At 71.9% G+C, this 21,329-nt stretch carries 22 protein-coding genes; 10 read left to right on the plus strand and 12 right to left on the minus strand.

Features of this window, described 5'->3' with window-relative positions:
• Positions 1-27 precede the first annotated feature (27 nt).
• Complete coding sequence (locus EDF51_RS16885; protein ID WP_131847004.1) at positions 28-975, minus strand: NADP-dependent oxidoreductase; 948 nt, start codon at positions 973-975, stop codon at positions 28-30.
• Between the two features lie 104 nt (positions 976-1,079).
• Between EDF51_RS16885 and EDF51_RS16890 the strand changes: the two genes are divergently transcribed.
• Positions 1,080-1,919, plus strand: coding sequence for a helix-turn-helix domain-containing protein (locus tag EDF51_RS16890; protein WP_131847005.1), 840 nt, complete (start codon positions 1,080-1,082; stop codon positions 1,917-1,919).
• Positions 1,920-1,971: 52 nt separating this feature from the next.
• On the opposite strand, the gene EDF51_RS16895 is transcribed toward EDF51_RS16890, so the two are convergent.
• The 4 genes from EDF51_RS16895 to EDF51_RS16910 form a co-directional block, all read right to left on the minus strand.
• Entirely contained in the window at positions 1,972-2,724 is a 753-nt protein-coding gene (locus EDF51_RS16895) for a CPBP family intramembrane glutamic endopeptidase (RefSeq protein ID WP_207896274.1), read from the minus strand.
• Between the two features lie 77 nt (positions 2,725-2,801).
• Positions 2,802-3,671 carry a PrsW family glutamic-type intramembrane protease gene (locus EDF51_RS16900; protein WP_131847007.1) on the minus strand — a complete coding sequence of 290 codons (870 nt, stop codon included), beginning with the start codon at positions 3,669-3,671 and terminating at the stop codon, positions 2,802-2,804.
• Between the two features lie 31 nt (positions 3,672-3,702).
• Positions 3,703-4,680 (minus strand): SDR family NAD(P)-dependent oxidoreductase, encoded by a 978-nt coding sequence (locus tag EDF51_RS16905; protein ID WP_134195712.1) that lies wholly within the window; start codon positions 4,678-4,680, stop codon positions 3,703-3,705.
• A complete protein-coding gene (locus tag EDF51_RS16910; protein ID WP_134195714.1) occupies positions 4,677-5,666 on the minus strand; it encodes a chlorophyllase in 990 nt (329 codons plus the stop codon). The genes EDF51_RS16905 and EDF51_RS16910 overlap by 4 nt, the downstream gene beginning before the upstream one ends.
• A 132-nt stretch (positions 5,667-5,798) precedes the next feature.
• Here EDF51_RS16910 and EDF51_RS16915 point away from each other — a divergent pair, with 132 nt between their 5' ends.
• Positions 5,799-6,434, plus strand: a complete 636-nt coding sequence (locus EDF51_RS16915) for a TetR/AcrR family transcriptional regulator (protein ID WP_131880808.1) — start codon at positions 5,799-5,801, stop codon at positions 6,432-6,434.
• Between the two features lie 31 nt (positions 6,435-6,465).
• On the opposite strand, the gene EDF51_RS16920 is transcribed toward EDF51_RS16915, so the two are convergent.
• Both EDF51_RS16920 and EDF51_RS16925 read right to left on the minus strand, forming a co-directional pair.
• On the minus strand, positions 6,466-7,296 hold the full coding sequence (locus EDF51_RS16920) for an SDR family NAD(P)-dependent oxidoreductase (RefSeq protein WP_131880810.1): 831 nt from the start codon (positions 7,294-7,296) through the stop codon (positions 6,466-6,468).
• Positions 7,297-7,437: 141 nt separating this feature from the next.
• Positions 7,438-7,989 carry a cysteine hydrolase gene (locus EDF51_RS16925; RefSeq protein ID WP_165932410.1) on the minus strand — a complete coding sequence of 184 codons (552 nt, stop codon included), beginning with the start codon at positions 7,987-7,989 and terminating at the stop codon, positions 7,438-7,440.
• 107 nt (positions 7,990-8,096) lie between these two features.
• Here EDF51_RS16925 and EDF51_RS16930 point away from each other — a divergent pair, with 107 nt between their 5' ends.
• From EDF51_RS16930 to EDF51_RS16940, 3 genes are all read left to right on the plus strand, one after another.
• A complete protein-coding gene (locus EDF51_RS16930; RefSeq protein WP_134195716.1) occupies positions 8,097-9,395 on the plus strand; it encodes an FAD-dependent oxidoreductase in 1,299 nt (432 codons plus the stop codon).
• Positions 9,396-9,456: 61 nt separating this feature from the next.
• The gene (locus EDF51_RS16935; protein WP_132099486.1) at positions 9,457-10,734 is read left to right on the plus strand and encodes a cytochrome P450; all 1,278 of its coding nucleotides are present in this window, start codon (positions 9,457-9,459) and stop codon (positions 10,732-10,734) included.
• Positions 10,731-10,925 carry a ferredoxin gene (locus tag EDF51_RS16940; protein ID WP_134195718.1) on the plus strand — a complete coding sequence of 65 codons (195 nt, stop codon included), beginning with the start codon at positions 10,731-10,733 and terminating at the stop codon, positions 10,923-10,925. Before EDF51_RS16935 ends, EDF51_RS16940 begins: the two co-directional genes overlap by 4 nt.
• An 86-nt stretch (positions 10,926-11,011) precedes the next feature.
• On the opposite strand, the gene EDF51_RS16945 is transcribed toward EDF51_RS16940, so the two are convergent.
• Both EDF51_RS16945 and EDF51_RS16950 read right to left on the minus strand, forming a co-directional pair.
• The gene (locus EDF51_RS16945) at positions 11,012-11,536 is read right to left on the minus strand and encodes a hypothetical protein (RefSeq protein ID WP_132099488.1); all 525 of its coding nucleotides are present in this window, start codon (positions 11,534-11,536) and stop codon (positions 11,012-11,014) included.
• A gap of 16 nt (positions 11,537-11,552) precedes the next feature.
• Positions 11,553-12,113 (minus strand): hypothetical protein, encoded by a 561-nt coding sequence (locus EDF51_RS16950; protein WP_132099489.1) that lies wholly within the window; start codon positions 12,111-12,113, stop codon positions 11,553-11,555.
• 146 nt (positions 12,114-12,259) lie between these two features.
• Here EDF51_RS16950 and EDF51_RS16955 point away from each other — a divergent pair, with 146 nt between their 5' ends.
• Both EDF51_RS16955 and EDF51_RS16960 read left to right on the plus strand, forming a co-directional pair.
• On the plus strand, positions 12,260-13,438 hold the full coding sequence (locus tag EDF51_RS16955; RefSeq protein WP_123293818.1) for a histidine kinase: 1,179 nt from the start codon (positions 12,260-12,262) through the stop codon (positions 13,436-13,438).
• Complete coding sequence (locus EDF51_RS16960; RefSeq protein WP_123293819.1) at positions 13,435-14,097, plus strand: response regulator transcription factor; 663 nt, start codon at positions 13,435-13,437, stop codon at positions 14,095-14,097. Before EDF51_RS16955 ends, EDF51_RS16960 begins: the two co-directional genes overlap by 4 nt.
• Here the strand turns inward: EDF51_RS16960 and EDF51_RS16965 are convergent.
• The 3 genes from EDF51_RS16965 to EDF51_RS16975 all read right to left on the minus strand — a co-directional run bounded on the left by EDF51_RS16965 (position 13,990) and on the right by EDF51_RS16975 (position 17,170).
• Entirely contained in the window at positions 13,990-14,781 is a 792-nt protein-coding gene (locus tag EDF51_RS16965) for a hypothetical protein (RefSeq protein WP_166673578.1), read from the minus strand. The two genes, EDF51_RS16960 and EDF51_RS16965, sit on opposite strands and share 108 nt — an antisense overlap.
• A gap of 5 nt (positions 14,782-14,786) precedes the next feature.
• On the minus strand, positions 14,787-15,803 hold the full coding sequence (locus tag EDF51_RS16970; RefSeq protein ID WP_131921139.1) for a zinc-binding dehydrogenase: 1,017 nt from the start codon (positions 15,801-15,803) through the stop codon (positions 14,787-14,789).
• Positions 15,804-16,069: 266 nt separating this feature from the next.
• The gene (locus tag EDF51_RS16975) at positions 16,070-17,170 is read right to left on the minus strand and encodes a VanZ family protein (RefSeq protein ID WP_134195720.1); all 1,101 of its coding nucleotides are present in this window, start codon (positions 17,168-17,170) and stop codon (positions 16,070-16,072) included.
• Between the two features lie 74 nt (positions 17,171-17,244).
• Between EDF51_RS16975 and EDF51_RS16980 the strand changes: the two genes are divergently transcribed.
• The 3 genes from EDF51_RS16980 to EDF51_RS16990 all read left to right on the plus strand — a co-directional run bounded on the left by EDF51_RS16980 (position 17,245) and on the right by EDF51_RS16990 (position 21,194).
• On the plus strand, positions 17,245-18,141 hold the full coding sequence (locus EDF51_RS16980) for a serine hydrolase domain-containing protein (RefSeq protein WP_134195722.1): 897 nt from the start codon (positions 17,245-17,247) through the stop codon (positions 18,139-18,141).
• Between the two features lie 65 nt (positions 18,142-18,206).
• Positions 18,207-18,917 (plus strand): 5'-methylthioadenosine/S-adenosylhomocysteine nucleosidase, encoded by a 711-nt coding sequence (gene mtnN / locus EDF51_RS16985; protein ID WP_134195723.1) that lies wholly within the window; start codon positions 18,207-18,209, stop codon positions 18,915-18,917.
• A gap of 291 nt (positions 18,918-19,208) precedes the next feature.
• A complete protein-coding gene (locus tag EDF51_RS16990; RefSeq protein ID WP_243837150.1) occupies positions 19,209-21,194 on the plus strand; it encodes a potassium transporter Kup in 1,986 nt (661 codons plus the stop codon).
• Positions 21,195-21,329 lie beyond the last annotated feature (135 nt).

Here is a 21,329-nt window from a genome sequence, read left to right on the forward strand (position 1 = left end):
CGGTGTTCCTTCGGGGGATCGTAGGGATCAGAATTCGAGGACGAGCCGGCCGCGCAGACCGCCCCGTTCGAGCCGTTCGTGGGCGGCGGCAGCGTCGGCAGCGGGGACGACATCGGCGACGTCGGCCCTGAGCTCGCCCCGCTCGACGGATCGGGCGAGCCGCTCGATGGCATCGTGCCGGAGGTTCGAGCGCATCACGTAGGACCCGAACACGCTGATGCCGCGGCCCGGGTCGACGTCGGTCGGCAGGTAGAACGCGACCTGCCCGCCGTCGCGAGCAGCGTCGACGACCTGGTCGGTCAGGACCGCTGGGTCCGCGACTGCGTCGGCACCGCGACCGTTCGTGGCGTCCCGGACCCCTGCGGTGAAGTCCGTGTCACGGTCGAGGACGACCGCCGCACCCAGGCCACGGACACGCTGTGCGTCGGCGGGGCGCGCATCGGCGATGACGGTGATGCCGCGCGCGGCGGCGAGCTGCACGAGGTACCCGCCGACGGCGCCGGTCGCACCGGTCACGGCGAGGGTCTGGCCGGGCTCCAGGGCGAGGTGTTCGAGGGTGATCTCCGCGGTGAGTGCGTTCGACAGGAACGCCGCCCCTCGGGCGAACGAGCCGCTCGACGGCATCCGGGTCACCGACAGGGTCGGCAGGACGATCCGTTCGGAGTAACCACCGTGGCTCCCGTCCGGTACGACGAACCCGGTGACGGAGTCGCCGACGACCAGGTCGAACCCCTCGGGTTGCTCCGGGCCGACCTCGTCGAGGACGCCGGCGACGTCGGTGCCGGGGACGACGGGTTCGGCGATCGCACGGTCGTTGCCGGCGAACCCTCCGGATCGGATGATGGCGTCGACGGGGTTCACGGCAGCGGCGCGGACCCGGACACGGACCTCGCCCGGTCCCGCGTGCTGTTCTGGCAGCTGCACCTCGTGCAGCACAGCGGGTGCTCCGTACTCGGTCAGACCGAACGCTCTCATGGTGGCTCCTTCGTGGTCGGGGATGTCCCCGACGATGCCAGCCGGCGCCCGCGCTGTGGAGGCACGGATCCCTCCCCCCTCCGGCCGGTGGCAGACTGCCCGACGTGGCGATCGACGTGCGCGCAGCAGAGCTCGGTGACTTCCTGCGTGCTCGGCGTGCGGAACTCGACCCGGCGGCGTTCGGGATCCCTGCGGACGTGAGGCGACGTGTGCCGGGCCTCCGTCGGGAGGAAGTCGCCCAGGCCGCGTCGATCAGCGTCGAGTACTACACGCGCATCGAGCAAGGCCGTATCGCGGTGTCCGCTCCGGTCCTGGCAGACCTCGCCGACGTGATGCGTCTGACGAACGAGCACCGGGCGTACTTGACCGACCTCACCGGGAAGGCTGAGGCTGCTCCGCCACTGCCCCGCGTGCAGACGGTGCAACCGGCGCTGCAACGCGCGCTGGACGACCTCGCGACGACGCCTGCGTTCGTCCTCGGACGGTTGACGCGGATCATCGGCTGGAACCGGCTCGGTGCCGCGCTCATCACCGACTTCGGGGCCATCCCGACGGCGGACCGCACGTTCATCCGGCTGTTGTTCGCGGACCCGGCCATGCGAGCCCTGTACGCCGACTGGTCAGAGGTGGTCGAGCTCGCCATCGCTCAGCTCCGGGGTGACAGCGCGCGGTACCCCGACGACGCCGAGCTCCGCCGGGTCGTCGACGGGATGTCGACTGACTTCCCGGAGTTCCGGGAGATCTGGGCTGCCCACGCCGTGGCCGGTCGCGGGACCGGGCGGAAGACCCTGCGTCACCCGGTCGTCGGTACGGTCGAGCTCGACTGGGAGATCCTGGCGTCGGCGATGGACCACGACAAGCTGATCGTGCTGTGGACAGCGGAACCTGGGTCGGTGTCCGAGGAACGGTTGCGCCAGCTCGCCGAGCGCACTCCGCACCGCTGACGCTGACGCTGACGCTGACGCTGACCAGGTCAGCCGACGACCGCAGCGCCGTTCAGGCGCTCGCTGTCGCCCCGATGATCGCGGCGGTGAAGAGCACCCAGTCGTTGATGATGTGTGCGCCGGTGCTGACCGCGATGTTCTTCGTGCGGATGTAGGCGAGCGTGAGGACCAGCCGTGCGATGCCGATGATCAGGAACGCCTGCGCGAAGTTCCACCCGTACGTCGGCAGGTGTGCTGCACCGAACCAGATCGCGGTCGCGAGCCAGGCGATGAGGATGCCCTGGGTGCGGGTGAGTCCGATGCGGTGGCACAGCGCCATGACCGCCAGGAACGGCAGGATCGTGAAGAGCTCTTCGCCCAGCAGCTGGATCGCGGTCCCCACGTAGAACGCGACGATCTCACCCGCGCCGTGGATGCCGTCGGTCGCGGTGTTGGCGTTGGTGCCGAAGATCGCCTTGACGATGATCCCGACCGTGAACGACACGATGAGGCTGAGGATCGCGAACACGATCATGGTGCCGAAGTCACGTGCAGTGGTGCGTTGGAAGATGCGCGCCCAGTGTCGTCTCGTGAAGGCGATGAGGACGGCGAGCATGATCGCGGTGAAGAGGAACCGTGGCACGAGCGACTGGATGTTGTCCGCCGCCGGGTAGAAGCTCAGCACGGTGATGCCGGCCACGCACGCGACGACGATGGTCACCCACTGCCATGCGGGGATTCGGATCGGGTCTCCGTCGTAGAACGGGAAGTCCCGACCGTCCTGCCGTTCGATCGCCCTGCCGTACCGTCGAGCCCCTGTGGCCATGGTGTGTCCCCTCGTGCGTTGCATCGCCCTGTGGTGCATGTCGTCTGCACCAGAAGAGAAGGTACCGGCGGAGCCGGTCATCGGCGCGCTGATCCGTCGGCCTGCAGCCGCCGTACCTGCGGCCGGAACCAGAACACGAAGACCGCGACGACGTACAGGGCTTCGAGGACGATGCTGACCGGCACGTTCCAGTCGCGGACCGGCCCGTCGATCACGGCGTCGTTGAGGCCGTGGATCGCAGCGGCGCCGAGGTACGCGAGCACGCCGACGCCGGTCGCCCTGCCCGTCGGCAGCGTCTTCGCGGCGAGCCAGATCAGGACTGCTGCGCCGACGGTGATCAGGGGATGCGAGACCTCGGCGATGATGCGGACGATGACGTCCATCATCATGATGAACGGCGCATCGGACGGAGCCTTCGCGCCGTCGAGGATCGGGTCGAGCGAGGTGATGATGTAGCTGATGCCCTCGAGGAATCCCAACCAGGCCGCGGCGACGAACACGAGCCACACCGCCAGCCGCGGCGAACGGTACGTGCGCGAGGACAGCAGCAGGATGACGGGCACCAGGAGCTTCAGGAACTCCTCGACGAGCCCGGGCCAGATCAGGCCGCCGGGCAGCAGGCTCGCGATGCCGTTCAGGCTTCCGGCGAGCAGCATCGCGATGGTCCCCCAGACGAGGCCGAGCCACAGCGCCTGCACACGGTGGGGCTGACCGGCCAGGGAGACCTTCTGCCGGAAGTACCAGCCGATGGCCACCAGCGGGACCCCGATGCCGATGATCGCGGCGATGACCACCACCACGAGCGAGTACGGCGGCAGGCCGTCTCCGACCGTGGCCTCGCGGCCGCCGGAGAGCATCAGGATGCCACCCCAGTACCCGAGGAGAGCACCGGCGGCAGCGCCCCCGAGGCCGACGATGAGTGGTGCGGCCCCTCGGGGTCGCGTCATGGGACCGAAGCTACCAGCGGGCACGACGGCGTCACGCGGTCAGCCGCACACTGACCTCCCACAGCCGCCGGGCGTCGTCGGCGTCGAGCATCGCCGAGTTGGCATCCGACGGGATGCTGTCCGCGGTGAGCGGCCGGACCTCGTCGTCGATCACCGCGACGTCGCTGTCCTTCAGGTAGACCCCGCCGACGCCGTCGAGCAGCGGGCTCGCGGCACCGAACACGAGGGTCGCCGCCCCCTGCTCGATCGTCTTCTTACCGCGCTCTGGATCGACGACGGTCGTACCGTCCTCGTCGACCAGCCCCTGCTCGCGGTACGAGGCGATCCGGGACTCGTCGTGCGGACCCGGGCCGATGATCACTCCGGGGTGTGCGGCGAACGACCGGATGCCCCGGTCGGCGTACCGGCGGTCCAGCTCGACCGCGAACAGCACGTTCGCCCGCTTGGCCTGCCCGTATGCCGCAGCGGCGTCGTAGCCGCTGGCGAACGCCGGGTCGTCCCACCGGATCTGCCCGAAGCGGGCGGCGCCGGACGTGACGTTCAGGACCCGCGCACCACGGGCCTCCAGAAGGGAAGGGAGGAGCGCCCGCGTGAGCCGGAAGTGCCCGAGGTGGGACGTCGAGAACGACAGCTCGTTGCCGCGGGCGTCGAGCCGCCGGTCCGGGGTGAAGAGCATCGCGGCGTTGTTGACCAGGGCTTGGAGCGGGCGTCCGGAGGCCGTCCAGTGTGCGGCGAAGGCGTCGATCGACGCCGGGTCGGTCAGGTCGAGCTGCTCGACCCGGACGCCGGGGATGCCGGCGACGGCGGCGCTGGCGCGGTCGGTGTCGCGGGACGCGACGGTGACCGTGGCGCCGGCGGCGGCGAGGGCGCGGCTGGCCTCCCGGCCGAGGCGGCCGTGACCGCCCGTGACGACGACGTCCCGGCCGGTCAGGTCGACGCCGTCGAGGACGTCGGTGGCGGTGGACGATGCGGTGAAGGGGGTGGGGAGCGGGTGCTGGTCGGTGATCACGAGTGGTCCTCCTTGGAGTCGATGTGGCCGACGGCGTCGATGTGGCCGACGGCTTCGATGTGGCCGACTGCGTCGGTGTGGCCGACGGCGTCGCCGGCTCCGGCAGCGGCGATGGCGTCGGCCGTCGCGGACCACGCGTCGGCGTCGAGCCCGAGCGCCGTCCGGAGGAACGCCGTCGTGGTGCGGCGGACCAGGTCCACGCGCTCCGGGCTCTCGTCGGTCGTAGCGGTGGACGCGTAGTCCTGGATGCCGCCGAGCAGGTGCTCCCCGCCGTGCACGGTCACCAGGTGCCGGGCGCCGGGGCTGTGGTGGTACACGTCGGTGAACCAGTCCGGCCCGCGCGTGGAGAGCCGGGACTGGTCGTGGTCCCCGGCGACGACGAGCGACGGGGTGCGCAGCTGGCTGAAGTCCGGGCTCATGAAGGGGAAGTGCTCCTGCGCGAACGGCGTCAGGTCGGCTCCACCGAATCCGATGGTGGAGAGCAGGACCCCGGCACGCACGCGGTGGTCGGTGCGGTCCTCGCCCGGCTGTCCGTCCGACCCGATCACCCGGGCGCCGAGGAGCATGCCGACGGACTGGCCGCCCCACGAGTGCCCGGCGACCGCGAGGTTCGCCTGGTCGACACGTCCCGCGAGACCGGGGACGGCGGCGACGAGGACGTCGAGGTCGTCGATGACCCGCTCGAGGTCGTCGACCCGGGTCTGCCAGATCGTCGGGTAGCGCGGGTCGTCGAGCGTCAGGCCGTACTTCGTCGAGTCGAGGAACGTGGGCTGGACGACGACGAACCCGTTGGCGGTCCAGTGGTCGACGAGGGGATCGCCGCCGGTCATCGACTGCCCGAAGCCGTGGGCGAAGACGATCACGGGCAGCTCGGTGCCCGTGATCGGGGCGGTGATCCGGACCTCGAGGTCGTGGCCGCGTGACGGCGCGGGCAGGGTGACGGGGCGCACGCTGATCACCTGGGGGAGCGGTGCTGTTGCTGACATCGGGAGTCCTTCCGGAAGCGGTCGTCGCTCGAAACGGAGCAACGTTCCGGAACGATACGGAACAGCGCTCCGGATTGCAAGCGAAACGGATCGGCGTTCCGTTCCGGGTGCAGGCCGTGCGATGATCGGGGGATGAGCACGCCGTCGAACGACACCGCGCCGTCGAACGACACCGCGCCGCCCCGGCGTCGCCGCGACGTCGAACGGAACGAGCGGACGATCCTCGACGCCGCGGCCGGTGTCTTCGCTGCGTCCGGCGTCGGTGCGCCGGTGCGCGAGGTCGCCGCCGCCGCCGGCGTGGGGGTGGGTACGCTCTACCGGCACTTCCCGACCCGCTCGGACCTGGTCGTCGCCGTCTACCGGCACCAGATCGAGGCCCTGGCCGAGGCCGGCCCCGTGCTGCTCGACTCGGCGCCGACGTCGTTCAACGCGATCCTGCGCTGGGTGCACCAGTTCGTCGACTTCCTCGGCACGAAGCACGGCCTGGCGCGGGTGTGGGAGGGCGACGCCGACGGCTTCACCGCGCTGCACACGCTGTTCGTCGACGAGCTCGTCCCGGTGCTCGGCCGCATGCTCGACGCCGCACGGGGGTCGGGCGAGGTGGTCGCGTCGGTGTCGCCGTACCAGCTGCTCCGCGCCGTCGGCGACCTGGTCGCGTGGAGCCCCCAGGACCCGGACTACGACGTGCGGACGATCGTGACGCTGCTGGTCACCGGCCTGCGGCAGGCGCAGCCGCCGGTCACCCCTGCGCCGGAGACCGGCGCGTAGCGCGCCGACGACCGACGCGGAGCGCGCTCGGTCAGACTGCGTGCAGCATCGCCACGCTCCGGTCCCACAGCTCTCGGGCCAGGTCGGCGTCCTCGGCCTGCGCGTTCGGCGCAGCTACCTTGCGCTTCACGTAGTACTCGCCGGTCGGGTAGTCGCGACCGGGGGTGTTGTCGGCCAGGTACACCAGCGTGTCGGCGCCCTTCTCCGGGGTCGTCAGGAACACGTGGCGCAGGGGCGTGTGGTACACGAGGTACATCGGCGAGGTCTTGTCGTTCGAGAACCCGGTGCTGATCGTGCCGGGGTGGAACGCCGTCGACGTCACGCCCCGGTCGCGGTACCGGCGGTCGAGTTCCTTGGTGAACAGGATCTGTTCGAGCTTCGAGTCGCCGTAGGCCTTGGTGGCCCGGAAGTGCCGCTCGGCGTCGAGGTCGTCGATGTCGACGCGGCCGAAGAGCTTGTTCGCGACGCTCGAGGTGTTGATGACCGTTCCCCCGGACGCGACGAGCCGGTCCATCAGCAGCTCCGTGAGCAGGAACGGCGCCAGGTAGTTGACCTGGAACGTCAGCTCGTGACCGTCGACGGTGACCTGGCGGCCCGCGCTGAAGATCCCGCCGGCGTTGTTGGCCAGCACGTCGATCCGGGGGCAGCGTTCGAGCAGGTCGTCGGCGAGCCCCCGGACGGCGGACAGGTCCGAGAAGTCGGCCACGAAGTGGTCGACGCCGAGGTCGCGGGCGACCCGCTCGGTCTTCGCGGGGTTGCGACCGACCACGACGACCTCGTTCCCGCGGCGGACGAGCTCCCGCGCAGCGGCGACGCCGATGCCGTCGCTGGCGCCGGTGATGACGATGGTCTTCGCGGCCATGGGTGCTCCTCGGGTCGGGTCGGGGCGAGCGTGCGCTCGGCTCCGTCCGTCCTACAGGGTCGGCCCTGAACGGTGCACGTGACGGACGGGAGGCAGGTGGCGGGCCCGCCACGGGCCTCCCGTCCGCCGCCCGGTCGCCGCTCAGGCCGCGCCCGGCCCCGCCAGGTCGGCTGTCTGCACGACGACGCCGAGGGCGGGGAACACCGACCGGAACCGGGCGGCGTGGGCGTCCGGGTCCGGGTCGTTGGTGGCGTCCTCGACGAGGACGACGTCGTAGCCCAGGTCGTACGCGGCCCGAGCCGTGGACTCGACGCCGAAGGTCGTCGCCTGGCCGACCACGACCACCTCGGTGACGCCGTCGGCGCGCAGCCGCTCGTCGAGGCCGGTGCCGGCGAAGGCGCTCCACCCGCCGCGGGTCAGGTTGCCGTCGGCGTCGGCCCGTTCGAGCAGCAGGGAGCCGTAGGCGACCGGAGCCGGGCGGGGGCCGCCGCCGTACTGGGTGGCGCCTGCCGGGGTCGTGGCGGGGTCGTGGCGGATGAACACCACCGTGCCGCCGGCGGCACGGGTGGCGCGGGCGAGGGTCTCGACGTTGGCCACGACGGCCTCGACGGGGTGGGTGCGCTGGTACGGCGCGGTCCCGGCCTGCAGGTCGACGACGATCAGGGCGGTGTGTTCGGTGCGGGTGCGGGTCACCGGTCCAGGGTGCTCGATCGCCGGGCGCGGTGCGTACTGCGTCTGCGGTATCCCGGTCGGTCCGCCCGGAGTAGTCCGGCACTGCTGGGCCCGGCGAGGCTCGGAGCATGGCCAGTAGCGGAGTCCCTCGGACCGATCCCCACGCATCCGTCCTCGTCGTCGGCGCCTCGGCTGCCGGTGTCGCGACGGCCGAGGCGCTCCGCCGCCACGGGCACGTCGGCCGTCTGACGCTGCTCGACGGCGAGACCGAGGACCCCTACGACCGGCCTCCGTTGTCGAAGCAGTACCTGGCCGGGCAGATCGGTGCGGACGCCCTGGTGCTCCGCTCGACCGAGCAGCTCGCGGGCCTCGACGCCGAGTTCGTCCTCGGGGACCGCGCGGTCGCCCTCGACGTCGCGACCCGGACCGTGACCACGACGAGCGGCACCACCCGGGCCGCCGACCACGTCGTCATCGCCACCGGTGTCACGCCGCGTGCGATCCCGGGGGCCGGGCTCGATGGCGTGCACGTCCTCCGCACCCGGGCCGACGCGGACCGGCTCCGAGCGGGACTGCAGACGCTGCAGGGGCCGCTGCTGGTCGTCGGGAACGGCGTGCTCGGCAGCGAAGTGGCACAGACCGTCGCGTCCGTCGGCGTGGACGTCACGCTCGCAGGGAGCATCCGTGCACCGATGTGCGGGCAGCTCGGCGGGTTCGGCTCGCAGTTCCTCGCGGCACAGCACGAGGCGGCCGGCATCCGGTTGCTCGGCGGGGTCCGCGCCGCGCGGGTCCGCGGCCGGAACGGTCGCGTGGACACGGTGGAGTTCGTCGACGGCCCGAGCCGTCCGGCCGACGCCGTCGTCGTCGCCGTGGGGTCCCGCCCGACGACCGGGTGGCTCGAGGCGTCCGGCCTGGAGGTCACGGACGGCATCGACTGCGACGCGTTCGGAGCCGCTGCGCCCGGCGTCTGGGCCGTGGGCGACGTCGCCCGCTTCCACCACGTCGGCGCGGGGCGCTCGATGCGGCTCGAGAACCGCACGAACGCGACCGAGATGGCGCAGGTCGTCGCCGGCAACGTCCTCGGGCGCCGCGTGCCGTACACGCCGGTGCCGTACTTCTGGACGGACCAGCACGGCACCCGCGTGCAGGTCTTCGGGCAGATGACCTCGGCCGACCGGGTCACCGTCGTCGACGGGCACCCCGAGGACGGCCGGTTCGTCGCCGTGGCCGAACGCGCCGGTGAGGCGGTCGGGGTGCTCGGGTGGGGCATGCCGAAGCAGGCGCGGATCGCCAGCATGCGCCTGCGTCCCCGGTACGTGCCGGGAGCGGCGTCTGCGGCGCCTGCCTTGTCTGCCTTGTCGGCCTTGTCTGCCGCGCCTGCCGCGCCTGCGGTTTCTGCCCCTGAGAGCCCGGCACCGGTCGGCTGACCGGTGCCGTCCGCTCCGGTCGCCTGACCGGGGCCGTCACCCGAACACAGAGGAGCAGACCATGACCGACCCACCGATCACCGCCGACCGACCGGACACGTTCCCGATGGACCGCCGGACCGCCGGGTGTCCCTTCGACCCGCCGCCGGCGGCCCGCGTGCTGCAGGAGGACGGCCCCGTCCACCGCGTGACGCTGGCCGACGGCCGCGAGCCGTGGCTCGTCACCCGCTACGACGAGGGCAAGCAGGTGCTGTCGAGCCTGTCCGTCAGCGCCGACGCGGCCAACCCGGGGTACCCCTCCGCCAGCGCCTCGGGCGGCGGCGGCGGGCTGTCCTTCATCCTGATGGACGACCCCGACCACGCCCGGCTGCGGCGGATGGTGACCGCGCCGTTCGCGATCAAACGCATCGAGGCGCTCCGCCCCGTGGTGCAGCGGATCACGGACGACCTGATCGACCAGCTGCTCGCCGGCCCGAACCCGGTCGACCTGGTCGAGGCGTTCGCGCTCCCGCTGCCGTCCCTGGTGATCTGCGCCTTGCTCGGCGTGCCGTACGAGGACCACGACCGGTTCCAGTCGCACTCGAAGACCATCATCCGCCGCACCACGACCGACGACGAACGGCAGCAGGCGTTCCGCGAGCTCGGTGCGTACCTGACGTCGCTGCTCCGCCGCAAGACGGTGGAACCTGGCGACGACCTGCTCACGGACATCGCCGCCCGGGTCACCGCCGGCGACATGACCGAGGGCGAGGCCGTGCAGATGGGGATCCTGCTGCTCATCGCCGGGCACGAGACGACCGCGAACATGATCGCCCTCGGCACGCTCGCCCTGCTCGAGCACCCGGACGAGCGCGACCGCCTGCTCGACGACCCCGAACCGGCGTTGGTCGCCTCGGCGGTGGAGGAGCTCCTGCGCTACCTGACCATCACGCACGACGGACGCAAGCGCGTGGCGACCGAGGACCTCGACGTCGCCGGTACCACGATCCGCGCCGGTGACGGAGTGATCGTCGCGACGGACCTGGCGAACCGGGACCCGGACGTGTACCCGGACCCGGACCGGCTCGACCTGACCCGCAACCCGCGGAACCACGTGGCGTTCGGGTTCGGCGTGCACCAGTGCCTCGGCCAGCCGCTCGCCCGGGTCGAACTGCAGGTCGTGTACCCGACGCTGTTCCGTCGGATCCCCACCCTCGCTCGCGCGGTCCCGCTCGACGAGGTCCCGTTCAAGCACGACGGTGCCGTCTACGGGGTGTACGAGCTCCCCGTCACGTGGTGCCCCGTCGACCACCACACCACCACGAGCGCGAGCTCGACCACCGGAGGGAACGAATCATGAAGGTCATCCTCGAACAGGACAAGTGCGTCGCGAGTGGCCAGTGCGTCATGGCCGCGATGGACGTCTTCGACCAGCGGGACGAGGACGGCATCGCCGTCCTGCTGACCGACGAGGTCGCCGACGAGCAGGTCGAGGCGGTGCGGCACGCCGCAGCGGTCTGCCCGGCCCTGGCGATCCGCCTGGCGGACTGACCCGTCGGTTCCGTACACACGACGGCCCGGTGGGGATCCCACCGGGCCGTTTTCCTGTGTGCGTCGTGCGCGGGGCTCCGCCGCCGTCACGACCCGTCGGCCGGGTGCGTGCACGCGTCGATCGCGGCGTACTCCCGGCTGAGCGCGGCCTGGTTCCGCTCGGTGCGCCACGACCGGATGCCGGGCGCTGCGGCCACGGCGGCGATCCACACGCCGGCACCGACGAGGACCGGCACGAGCGTCGGGTCCCCGCCGAGGGCGAGCAGACCGCCGAGCGCGACCGCCAGCACGGCGACCGCGGAACCCGCGGTGGCGACCACACCAGCCAACCGGGCCGGCTGCTGCTCGAGGGCGGCGATCCGGGCCAGCGCCCGCTCGGCACGACGCTCGAGGAGCGGTCGGGCCGCGTCGGGCCGGGTGCGCAGCCGCTGGAGCAGCAGGGACGTCGTGCCGAGCCGTCCGCCCTGCACGGTCACCGTCCAGCCGAACTGCTCCAGGGTGTGCCGGTGAAGCGGCACGAACGCGGTCGGTGCGTACAGCACCCGGGTCTCCAGGTGGCGGGGGACCGGCGCGTGCAGGACAGCGTCTTCCCGGGCGATGGTGTTCGTCATCGGGCTCGGCCCGCGCTCAGGCGGTCCGGCGGCGACTGGCCGCCTCGCACGCGCCGTAGACGACGTCGAACTGGCGGTCGACGGCCGGACGGATCCGCTTGGTGCGCGCCGCGCGGACGAGCTGGAAGGCCACGGGAGCGATCGCCCAGTTGACCAGCCCACCGGCCCCGACGAGGAACACCGTGACCGGGTCGAGCCCGCCGAGCAGGTCGGGGACCGCCACGGTGTCCTGCATGGCGAACACCGAAGCAGCCAGCAGGACGCTGCCGATCGCGCCGAGGGCGTACGCGACCACCGACGCCGCGGTCGTGCGGGACCGTTCGAGGGCGTCGATCGTGGCCAGGGCGGTCTCGGCGTTCTGCTGGAGCTCGGTCAGTTCGACGGAGCGGACGGCACGGTCGCGGCGGAGGCCGAGGGTGTGCCGGCGGTTCAGTGCGCCCGTCCGGTCCGAGCCGTCGGACGTCCAGCCGAAGTTGCGGTAGGTGTCCGCGTACAGGGCGTCCTTGCCGCGCGGGACGTCGACCGTGCAGTAGTCGTACGCGGTGGCAGCGGGAGCGGCGGTGTTCGTCAGCGTCATGGTGGGTCCTCCGGTCGGTGCCGGATCGTTCCGGCCTGGTGTCGATCGTCCCGGGGACGGGCCGCGGGCAGGTCCCCGATCGGTGGTACCCCCGACTACTGCGTTCGCAGTAGCCGGACCGCTGACCCGCACGACAGGATGAGTGCATGCGGCGACTGCGAGCGATCTGGGGTTCGTGGCGTCCGGACGACCGCTGGGTGTTCCGCGGCACCGCCGCCGTCGTCCTGCTCGCGTGCGCGATCGAGTCGGGCCGGGTGATCGCGGCCGATGCCGGCCCGGGGCCCGGCATCGCGGTCGCCGCGACCGTGCTCGCCGTCGTCGCGGCGCCGTGGACACCGTGGACGGCGCTCGGCCTCGCCACGGTCGCGCCGGTGCTCGGTGGCCTGTCCGGGTGGTCGCCGATCGTGACCTGGAGCTGCGCGGTGCTGCTGCTGTTCGCGGTGTCCTCGCGGCAGGGGCACCCGGTCCGCGCCGCGGCGATCGTCGCTCCCGGCGTGGTCATCGGCACGCTCCTCGCGCCGGGGGAGGGCGGTGCGGTACCGACCGCCCTCGGCGCCCTCATCTCCGTCGTCGCCGCGGCGGCCATCGGCTCGGGGCTGCGGGTGCAGCACCAGTACCGGGCGTCGTTGGAACAGCGCGCCGCCGATGCCGTCGCCACGCGGGAACTCGAGGCCGAGCGCCGCGTGGCCGAGGAACGCGTCCGGATCGCGCGGGACCTGCACGACGTCATCGGGCACGAGATCGCGGTGGTCAGCATGCAGCTCGGGGTCGCCGAGGTCACCCTGCCCGCCGGGGCCGACGAGGCCCGGCGTGCGCTGGATGCCGCCCGGGACGGCGTGCGGAACGTCCTGACGGAGACCCAGCACGTCCTGACGGTGCTCCGTTCGGCGTCGGGCAGCGGCGCCGACCTCGACGACCCGACGGCTCCGGCCCCCGGCATCGAGCAGCTCCCCGGACTCATCGCGTCGTACGAACGGATCGGCCTCGACGTCGATGCCCGACTGGACGACGTCGGCCCGGTCTCCGTGCCGATCGGTGTGACGGTCTACCGGGTGGTGCAGGAGTCGCTCACCAACGCCCACCGACACGGCGAGGGCCGGACGACCGTCACCCTCGCCCGCGCCGGTGACGACCTGGTGCTCGAGGTCCGCAACCCCCGCCGGCGGACCCCGGCGAGCGACCCCGTCGCAGGCCGGAGCAGCGGGCTCGGTCTGGTCGGCATGCGCGAGCGCGTCGCCGCCGTCGGAGGGTCCGTCCAGGCCGCGGCGGACGGCGTGCTGTTCGTCGTCCGCGTCCGCCTGCCCACCGCGAACGGAGCACGATGACCACACGAGTGATCCTGGTCGACGACCAGGACATGATCCGACTGGGGCTCCGTGCGATCCTCGACCGCCAGGACGGCATCGAGGTCGTCGGCGAGGCCGGGGACGGGCTCGTCGCGGTGCAGACGGCGCTGTCGGTCCCGGCGGACGTCATCATGATGGACATCCGGATGCCGGGCATCGACGGGGTCGAGGCGACCCGACGGATCCGCGCCGAGCGCACCGCCGAGCAGGTGCGCATCGTCATGCTGACGACCTTCGACCAGGACGAACTCGTCTTCGCGGCGCTGCGTGCCGGGGCGAACGGGTTCCTCAGCAAGGCCGCGGGGCCCGCAGAGCTCGTCGCGGCGATCGAGGAGGTGGCAGCGGGCGGAGGGGCGCTGTCCGCGGCGGCCGCAGCGGCGCTCATCGGACAGGTCGCCCGCACCCCCGCGTCCTCCGTCGACCCGGAGATGACCCGGCGCTTCGAGGCCCTCACCGCTCGCGAGCGCGACGTCGTGGTGATGGTCAGCCGAGGTCAGGGCATCGACGCCATCAGCGCCGAGCTCTTCCTCTCACCACTCACGGTCAAGACCCACGTGAACCGGGCCATGGCGAAGGTCGACGCCCGCGACCGGGCCCAACTCGTGGCGTTCGCGTTCCAGGCCGGCCTGGTCGACTGAGGTCGGTGCCGGCCGAGGTGCCGTCGCTTCCGGGAATCGTCGCAGCGCCATCGCGAGCCCGATCACCGCAGCCACACCGCCGAGGAACACCCCGCTCGCACCCGTGGACGCAGCAGCGTCCTCGGCGCTGCCCGCGAACGAGAGCAGTGCCGACTGGGTCAGCACGAGCAGGACCACCGCGGCGGCGACGTTCACGAGCTTCGTCGCCTCGACGAGTGGTTCCCCGTCCTTGCGCGCGGTCACCGCACCCCAGACCCCGATGCCCAGCTCCGCGAACGTCGCCGCCGCGATGACGATCGCCACCCACTGGTCGTAGTGCACGGGGTGCGCCCTCCCGATGAGCATCGGCACGCTGCACCCGACGAACACGACGGACATCGCGGTCACCGCACCCCCGATCCACCGGTGTCCGGCCTGCCGGAACCGCATCCGGTCGCCGTTCAACGCATCGAACGCGAACGACAGTCGGTGCCGACGGACGGCCCAGACCTTCGCGGCCGCGACCCCGAGCGTGAAGACCACGGTCGCGGCGAGGAACAACGAGGGGGCCGCGCAGAACAGGACGACCTTCCACCCCGCCATCACGAGGCTGCTCGGCACCGACAGCACGGCGAGCACGAGCCCGCGCCGCGGCCGATCCCGCCACACCGTGACGACGTACTGCACGGCGACCTTCCTGGTCACCGGCATCAGTCGAACGTGACGACGACCTTGTCGGCCGCCCCGGGGGTCGCAGCCACCCGGAGGGCCTCGAGCACGTCGCTCGCCGGGAAGACGTCGCTGACGATCTGCGCGTACGCCTCGGGGTTCGCGATGATGTGCTCGGTGACGTCGAAGATCTCGGTCGGGTACCCCATCGCGGTCACGATCGTCGGCTCGACGGCCAGCAGGTCACCGAAGTCGACCTCCACGGGCCGCTTGTGCACCGCCACGACGCCGATCGTCGCGCGGTGCTTCGCCAGGCGCAGCGCCGTCTGCACGGTGGCCGGCACCCCGGCGGCGTCGAGCCAGACATCGGTGCCGGACTTCCCGCCGTGCCCCACGCCGTCCCGTGCTTCGCCGTGCAGGGCGATCAGGCGCTCGTCGAGTGGCTCGTCCGCCGAGTTCACGACGGCATCGGCTCCGACGAGCAGGGCCTTCTCGAGCCGCGACGCGATCACGTCGACGACGACCACGTGCCCGACGCCGAGCGCCTTGTAGCTGATCACGGCGCCCAGCCCGATCGGGCCGGCACCGAACACGACGACCGTGTCGCCCGGCTGCGGCGCGGTCCGGTTCACGGCGTGCAGGGCGACCGCCATCGGCTCGTTGAGCGCGGCCACCTGCCAGGGCAGTTCCTTCGGGACCAGGGCGATGCTGGTGCCGAGCACGGCCTGCTCGACGAGCAGGAACTCGGAGAGCCCGCCGGTGGGGCCGCCGTTGCCGATGATCCCGCGTGGGTCGCCCATCGGGTTCACCACCACGTGGTCGCCGACGGCGATGCCCTCGACCGCGTCGCCGACGGCGGCCACCTCTCCGGCGACCTCGTGCCCGAGGGGCGTGTGCCCCTCACGCGGCGGGATGCCGCCGCGCGCGGCGTAGAAGGCGTCGGAGCCGCAGACCCCGCACGCCTTGACGGCGATCAGGACGTCGGCGGGGCCGACCTCGGGGACGGGCTCGTCGCGGATCTCGACGGATCCGGGGCCGGTGACGACGACGGTGCGCATGGTGCTCCTCACGTCACGAGCACGGGCGGCTCGGGACGGAACCATCTGACCAAGACGGCGACCTGCGCACGTACTGCGATCGCAGTAGCGCCGGGTCATCGGACTGGAGGCACGTGGCGGGCCCGCCATGTGCCTCCCGTCCGCTCTGGTCGACGGATCGTGGCCGCCATCAATGGCCCTCGGGGCCACCAGAAGGGGCGCATGCGTTCAGCCCTGCTCTCGTTGATAACAGTTACGACCGAAACAGAACCAAGGCCACGGACCTTCTACCGCTCCTCACTTGCTCCTGTCGGCTCGATGCGCTCGTCCACCACGTCCACCCGCGCCAGCACGTTCGCGAACCCGCGCCGCCCTCGGGTGGCGAACAGCCCGATGACGGCTGCGACGGCGAGAGCGAACGCCAGCAGGCCGGTGAAGGGCAACGCGGCGGCGGTGGCCGTCGCCCACCCGCCGGAGCCCGCGGCCCACCGCACCAGGCGCTGCCAGGCCGTCGGCCGCGGCTCCGGTCGGAGCCGGACGACCGCCTCGCCGAGCGTGCGCCCGGACGCGAGCACCACCACCAGCTGGACCGCCGGTGCGACGAAGGGCAGCGTGGCGAGCAGGACCCGTGCGAGCGTGGAGTTGAGGTCCTGCCTGGCGAGGGCGAACGACAGGCTCGTGATCGACACCAGGGCGCCGCTGGTCAGCACCATCGCGAGCAGGTCGCAGAACATCCCGAACCCGCGGCGCCAGATCGTCACGCGGCGGGGCAGATCCGACGACGGCTCGCCCCGGTGCCGGACGAGCACCCAGAGCACGGGGGAGACCAGCGTGCCGACGAGTGCTCCGGTGGTGTTCGCGAGCAGGTCGTCGACGTCGAACAGTCGGTACGAGCACGGGTACAGGAACCAGTCGCCGGTCAGCTGCGTGCACTCGATGAGCAGCGAGACCAGGAACCCGGCGACGGTCCCGACGACCACACCGGCCAGGAACCGTCCGTGCAGGAACACGTGCCGCACGAGCATGCCGAGGGGGACGAACAGGATGACGTTGAAGACCACCTGCGCCGCGGCCGGGTTCGCGAGCAGGGACCGGGGGCCGGAGAGCCCGCCCTCCTTCGCGATGTCCCCGACGAACGCGAACGGCGTCAGCTGCGGTCCGGAGGCGGCGCGACAGATCGCCGCGACCTCGCTGGTGTCGGGCAGGGGCAGGAGCGTGTACGTGACGAGGGCGAGCCCGTAGACGACGGTGGCGAACGCCAGCACCGCGTTGCCGACGCCGAGGGTGCCCCGGCGTCGGTACTGCAGCGCTGCCCACGGCACCAGTCCGGCGATCGCGATCGCGGACCCGACGAGCAGCGCGATGACGGCAGGGGTCGCGGAGGTCATCCCTCGACCCTAGGGATCCCGTGGGACACGCGTCCGGCTGCTGGCCGTGCCGCGACTCGCGAGAGGATGGCGGTGTGACCACCGCGACCACCATCCTCGACGCGATCGTCCGGCAGGTCGACGACACCGGCTTCGGCGCCCACGGCCTGCACGTCCGCACCGGTGGCGGCACCGCGGACGACGTCGCCGAGCACCGCTGGACGCCCGACGTGCGCGAGGAGATCCACTCCGCGGCCAAGGGCGTCTGCGTGCTCGCCACCGGGATCGCCGCCGACGAGGGCCTGGTGGACGTCGACGAACCGATCGCCGCATCGCTGCCCGGGTTCGAGTTCGGGGACGGTGTCGACCAGATCACCCTCCGGCACCTGCTCACGATGACGAGCGGGATCGACATGCCCTGGTCGGCGACCGAGCTGACCGACTGGCCGGACCTGGCGGCCGAGTTCCTGCGGCGGCCCTCGCGGGGTCGCGTGTTCCAGTACGCCAACGTCAGCACCTACACGGCCATGCGCGTGCTCGAGACCCGCGTCGGCGACGTCGGCGCGTTCGTGTCCCGACGCCTGTTCGACCCGCTCGGCATCGAGGACGTGGAGTGGCTGCGCTGCCCGAACGGGTACGTCGCCGCCGGCGAGGGACTGGCGCTCCGGACCGAGGAACTCGCGCGCCTCGGTCGGCTCATCCGCGACGGCGGCGTGGTCGACGGGCAGCGCATCGTCAGCGCCCGCTGGTGCGACGCGATGCACTCCGACTGGGTCGAGCGCGAGGGGACCGGGCCCGGGTACCACCGCTACGCGATGGCCGGCTGGGGCGGTCCGGGGCAGCTGTGGCGGCTGCACGGCGCGTACGGGCAGATGCTGCTGTTCGACGACCACCCCGACGGCGACACAGTGGTCACGATCACCGCCGACGACCACTTCGGCGCCGACGCGATGGCCGCGTTCGTCGCCGAGGAGCTCGCCCGGCAGCGGTAACCGGCAGCGGTAACCGGCGGCCGTCGCTGGCAGCCGTCGCGTCCTCGCCGTGCGAGGATCGATCAGTGCAGGAACAGACGCCCGTCGCGATCATCATCGCGGCCATGAGCGAAGAGGTCTCCGCCTTCGCCGACCTGTTCGGCGGGGTCCCGATCCTCGACGGCCCCGTCGGTGGCCACGACCCGCACCAGCTGCTCGACATCGGCGGCGCCACCGTGGCCGTCCGCCGCAGCGGCATCGGCTTCACGAACGCGACCGCTGCGGTCGCACACGGCTTCCACGACTTCGGACCCGGCATCCCCGTGATCAGCGTCGGGACCGCCGGCGGCCTCATGCACGGCATCGCGATCGGTGACGTCGTCGTCGGCGACCGGTACGTCAACCTCAACGCTGACGCCACCGCGTTCGGCTACGCCCTCGGGCAGGTGCCCGGCATGCCGACCGGGTACGCCCCGGACGCCCGACTGGTCGAGCTGGCGATGGCCGCCGACATCGCCTGGCCGCTGCGCTCGGCGACGATCGGCTCGAGCGAGGTCTTCGTCACCGAGGGCCGCGCCCGGACGTTCCGCGGCGCCTTCCCCGACGTGGCCGCGGTCGACATGGAGTCGGCCGCCATCGCCCAGTTCGCCCACGTGCACGACATGCCGTTCGTGTCGGTGCGCTGCATCAGCGACCTCTGCGCCCCCGACGGTGCCGAGTTCCGCGAGCACCTGGACGGTGCCGCGGCGCGCGCCGCCCGCGTGGTCCACGACCTGGTGCGCGGCCTGCGTCCCTGAGGCCCGGCCCGCGAAAGCGACAATCCTGCGGCACGGGGCACCGTTCGGTCCGGCATCGCGACAGATCTCCGCGAACAGTTCGCGGCACGCTGTCGCTTTCGCGGATGTGGGCCCGGCCCGCTGTCGGACGGGAGGCGCGGTGCGGGCCCGCCACGGGCCTCCCGTCCGCCCCCGGCGCACGTCGAGAGCCACGGTGCGCACGCATGTGCGCCACCTGCGAGCGCATCCCGCGCACGGTGCGATGATGAGCGGCGGCCGTCGCCCGGACGGCCGGAGACGGAAGTGCCGAGCGTGACCGAGACCCGCTCCGAGACCCCGACGGAACCGTCGAAGCCGACGGACCACACCACCCCCACGACCGAGGCCACCGACGATGGTGGCCACGGCCCGCGCAAGGGCGTCGCCGTCCTGGCGCTCGCCGCACTCGGTGTCGTGTTCGGCGACATCGGGACGAGTCCGCTCTACGCCCTGCGCACCGTGTTCACGATCGACGACGGCCTGGTGAAGGCGAACCAGGAAGACGTCTACGGCGTCATCTCGATGATGTTCTGGAGCATCACGATCATCGTCTCGATCAAGTACGTGCTGATCCTGATGCGCGCTGACAACGACGGCGAGGGCGGTGTGATGGCGCTCGCCGCCCTGGCCCGCCGGCTCTACGCGAAGCGTCGCGGTGGTGCGGTGATCTTCCTCGTGATCGGCATCGTCGGGGTTTCGCTCTTCTACGGCGACTCCGTGATCACCCCGGCCGTGTCGGTGCTGTCGTCGGTCGAGGGGCTCGGCACCGCGGCGCCGTCCGTCGAGCACCTGATCGTGCCGATCGCCGCGGTCATCCTGGTCGTGCTGTTCGCGGTGCAGCGCTTCGGCACCGGCAAGGTCGGCAACCTGTTCGGCCCGGTGATGCTGCTCTGGTTCGTCGTGATCGCCGCCGCCGGCGTCCCGCACATCCTCGAGCACCCCGGCGTCCTGCAGGGGCTCTCGCCGACGTGGGCGATCTCGTTCGCCTTCGCGCACCCGTACATCACGTTCGTTGCGATGGGTGCGGTGGTGCTCGTCATCACCGGTGCCGAGGCGCTCTACGCCGACATGGGGCACTTCGGACGGTCGCCGATCCTCAAGGCGTGGTTCTTCGTGGTGTTCCCGGCGCTCGTCCTCAACTACCTCGGGCAGGCGTCGCTGGTGCTGCGTGACCCGTCGGCGGCGAAGGACCCGTTCTTCCTGCTGTTCCCGGACGCGTTGCGACTGCCCGTGGTGGTGCTGGCGACGCTCGCGACGGTGATCGCGAGCCAGGCCGTCATCTCCGGGGCGTTCTCGCTCACCCGGCAGGCGGTCCAGCTCGGGCTGCTGCCGCCGCTCACGATCCGGCAGACGTCGCGGCGGGAGAGCGGGCAGATCTACCTGCCCGCGGTCAACCTGCTGCTGTTCATCGGCGTGCTCGCGATCATGCTCGCGTTCCGGTCGTCGGCGAACCTGGCCACCGCGTACGGGGTGTCCGTCACCGGAGCCCTGGTCGTCGACACGCTCCTGCTCCTGCTCGTCGTCCGCCCGCTGTGGAAGTGGGCGACCTGGAAGCTCGTGGTCGCGGCGGTGGCGTTCGGCGGCCTCGAGCTGACCTTCCTCGCCGGCAACCTGTCGAAGATCATCCACGGTGGTTGGGTGCCGCTCCTCATCGCGCTGGCGGTGATCACGGTGATGACGACGTGGCGCCGTGGCCGGGCGCTCGTGCAGGAGGAACGCAAGGAGCGCGAAGGGTCGCTCGCCGACTTCATCGACCGGATCAACCACGAGCACATCCCGCGGGTGCCCGGGGTGGCGGTCTTCCCGCACCCGAACAAGGAGACCACGCCGCTGGCGCTCCGGGCCAACGTCGAGCACAACCACGTGGTGCACCGGACCGTCCTGATCGTCTCGGTGCTCACCGCCAACGTGCCGCACGTCCCGCACGCGAAGGCGTTCTTCCGCGACGACCTCGGTTACGAGGACGACGGCATCGACCACATCACGGTGAAGTTCGGGTTCTCGGACGACCAGGACCTGCCGAAGGCCCTGCACGCCGCCTGCCTGGCCGAGGTCCTGGACATCGACCCGGAGGAAGTGCTCCGGGCGTCCTACTTCATCTCCCGCGGGGCCCTCCGTCCGATGCCCGGCAACCGGGGGATGGTGGCCTGGCGGAAGAAGCTCTTCGTCGGCCTCGCGCACAACGCCGCCGACCCCGCAGCACGCTTCGGTCTCCCCGCGCAGCGCACCGTGACGATGGGCAGCGACGTCGAGATCTGACCGCGTCGTCGAGATCTGACCGCGTCGTGCACCGGCGTTCTGCATCGGGATCCGCATCCGCAGAGCGCAGGCCCCTGTTCGGGGGTGATGGTCTTGAGCGCCCGTTCAGGGTTACGCTCATCGGAACCACACCAC

The organism is Curtobacterium sp. PhB25, from assembly GCF_004365375.1.
In the GTDB taxonomy this organism is placed as follows: Bacteria; Actinomycetota; Actinomycetes; order Actinomycetales; family Microbacteriaceae; genus Curtobacterium.

Bases quoted from the DNA above. Each gene is read 5' to 3' on its own strand.
- EDF51_RS16885 (WP_131847004.1), bottom strand. From the start codon at position 975: ATGAGAGCGTTCGGTCTGACCGAGTACGGAGCACCCGCTGTGCTGCAC.
- EDF51_RS16895 (WP_207896274.1), bottom strand. From the start codon at position 2,724: ATGGCCACAGGGGCTCGACGGTACGGCAGGGCGATCGAACGGCAGGAC.
- EDF51_RS16900 (WP_131847007.1), bottom strand. From the start codon at position 3,671: ATGACGCGACCCCGAGGGGCCGCACCACTCATCGTCGGCCTCGGGGGC.
- EDF51_RS16910 (WP_134195714.1), bottom strand. From the start codon at position 5,666: ATGTCAGCAACAGCACCGCTCCCCCAGGTGATCAGCGTGCGCCCCGTC.
- EDF51_RS16915 (WP_131880808.1), top strand. From the start codon at position 5,799: ATGAGCACGCCGTCGAACGACACCGCGCCGTCGAACGACACCGCGCCG.
- EDF51_RS16920 (WP_131880810.1), bottom strand. From the start codon at position 7,296: ATGGCCGCGAAGACCATCGTCATCACCGGCGCCAGCGACGGCATCGGC.
- EDF51_RS16930 (WP_134195716.1), top strand. From the start codon at position 8,097: ATGGCCAGTAGCGGAGTCCCTCGGACCGATCCCCACGCATCCGTCCTC.
- EDF51_RS16935 (WP_132099486.1), top strand. From the start codon at position 9,457: ATGACCGACCCACCGATCACCGCCGACCGACCGGACACGTTCCCGATG.
- EDF51_RS16940 (WP_134195718.1), top strand. From the start codon at position 10,731: ATGAAGGTCATCCTCGAACAGGACAAGTGCGTCGCGAGTGGCCAGTGC.
- EDF51_RS16945 (WP_132099488.1), bottom strand. From the start codon at position 11,536: ATGACGAACACCATCGCCCGGGAAGACGCTGTCCTGCACGCGCCGGTC.
- EDF51_RS16950 (WP_132099489.1), bottom strand. From the start codon at position 12,113: ATGACGCTGACGAACACCGCCGCTCCCGCTGCCACCGCGTACGACTAC.
- EDF51_RS16955 (WP_123293818.1), top strand. From the start codon at position 12,260: ATGCGGCGACTGCGAGCGATCTGGGGTTCGTGGCGTCCGGACGACCGC.
- EDF51_RS16960 (WP_123293819.1), top strand. From the start codon at position 13,435: ATGACCACACGAGTGATCCTGGTCGACGACCAGGACATGATCCGACTG.
- EDF51_RS16970 (WP_131921139.1), bottom strand. From the start codon at position 15,803: ATGCGCACCGTCGTCGTCACCGGCCCCGGATCCGTCGAGATCCGCGAC.
- EDF51_RS16975 (WP_134195720.1), bottom strand. From the start codon at position 17,170: ATGACCTCCGCGACCCCTGCCGTCATCGCGCTGCTCGTCGGGTCCGCG.